Raw genomic sequence first — 1588 nt, 5'->3', positions numbered from 1 at the left:
TATTTTTTTAAAATAATATATAAAAAGAATCGATTGAGTAAAAATGATTTTACCTAATCGATTCTTTTTTTTGGCTGAGAATTATGTCCCAGCCCCTTCTTTTTGTATGAAAAGTGTATTGTCCTATAGAAGTTATTGACATCCTTAGTTTAACGTTTTAAAATCCTTATATTGATTGAATTTTCTCAAAATTTAGGCTTATTTTTGTAGATGGGTTGAAAATAATTTTTATTCTTGTTAGAATACCAAATATCACTATTTATTTTATCGCTTTAAAGCAAGTGAGAAATTTTAAGTTGGGGTGAATTTCATGACAAATCATTTAGAAACATACAGAAAAGAAATCGAAGACATTAATGAGCAAATTTTATCATTACTTTCAAAGCGGGGAGAACTTGCTAAAAAGATTGGTGAGGAAAAGCGTAAAAAAAGCACAGTCATTTACGATCCTCAACGTGAAAAAGAGATGTTAAATACATTAATTGATAAAAATCAAGGTCCGTTTAATGACAACGTAATCAAACAATTGTTTAAAGAAATCTTTAAAGCCTCAACTGATTTACAAAAATCTGATAATGAAAAACATTTATATGTTTCACGTAAATTAAAACCAGAAGATACCATCGTAAAATTTGAAAATGGTGCTGCCATCGGCGAAGGAACGAAATCCTTTGTTTTTGGTCCATGTTCAGTTGAATCCTTCGACCAAGTAGATGCTGTTGCTAAACACTTAAAACAAAAAGGTGAAAAGTTTATTCGTGGTGGCGCATTTAAGCCACGTACATCTCCTTATGATTTCCAAGGACTTGGCGAAGAAGGTTTAAAAATATTAAAACAAATTAAAGATAAATACGATTTAAATGTTGTTAGTGAAATTGTTCATCCAAATGATTTCGCTATAGCTGATCAATATTTAGATGTCTTCCAAATTGGTGCACGTAATATGCAAAACTTTGAATTGTTAAAAGAGGCAGGTCGTACGAATAAACCTATTCTTTTAAAACGTGGTTTATCAGCTACAATTGAGGAATTTACGTATGCAGCAGAGTATATTGCAGCACAAGGGAATCAAAATATTATTTTATGTGAGCGTGGCATTAGAACATATGAAAAGGCAACACGTAACACATTAGATATATCAGCGGTACCAATCTTAAAACAAGGTACGCATCTACCTGTGATGGTTGACGTCACACATAGTACAGGACGTAAAGACATTATGTTACCAGCAGCTAAAGCAGCTCTCGCAATTGGTGCTGATGGTGTAATGGCAGAAGTGCATCCAGATCCTTCAGTTGCATTGAGTGACAGTGCACAACAAATGGATTTAAATGAATTTGATGCATTTTATAATGAAATTAAGCCATTATCTGAAATGTATAATAATAAAACATTGAAATAATGATTAATGTATGAGGCAGATATTAAACTTTTGCCTCATTTTTTCATTTAAAATACTTTAAATGTATTTTTATTCGTGACAAACATATGACAACCACAATTTTATATTTCTTATCCTTTAATAATATGGTAAACTTTGAAAATGTGATGAAAACGGAATATAATAATAGAGTAAGCGTTTCCAAGG

At 31.0% G+C, this 1588-nt stretch carries 1 protein-coding gene; it reads left to right on the top strand.

The window, feature by feature from the left end; all coding sequences use genetic code 11:
• Window positions 1-310: 310 nt before the first annotated feature.
• Window positions 311-1402 (top strand): bifunctional 3-deoxy-7-phosphoheptulonate synthase/chorismate mutase, encoded by a 1092-nt coding sequence (locus tag CD172_RS12085; protein WP_060551262.1) that lies wholly within the window; start codon window positions 311-313, stop codon window positions 1400-1402.
• Window positions 1403-1588 lie beyond the last annotated feature (186 nt).

Origin of the sequence: Staphylococcus agnetis, assembly GCF_002901865.1 — a bacterium.
GTDB classification, from domain to species: Bacteria; Bacillota; Bacilli; order Staphylococcales; family Staphylococcaceae; genus Staphylococcus; species Staphylococcus agnetis.
Note: the sequence above shows the minus strand (reverse complement) of the source record. Positions and strands in the feature narration are given on the sequence as shown.

Coding starts and splice junctions, on each gene's coding strand:
- CD172_RS12085 (WP_060551262.1), top strand. CDS start 311: ATGACAAATCATTTAGAAACATACAGAAAAGAAATCGAAGACATTAAT.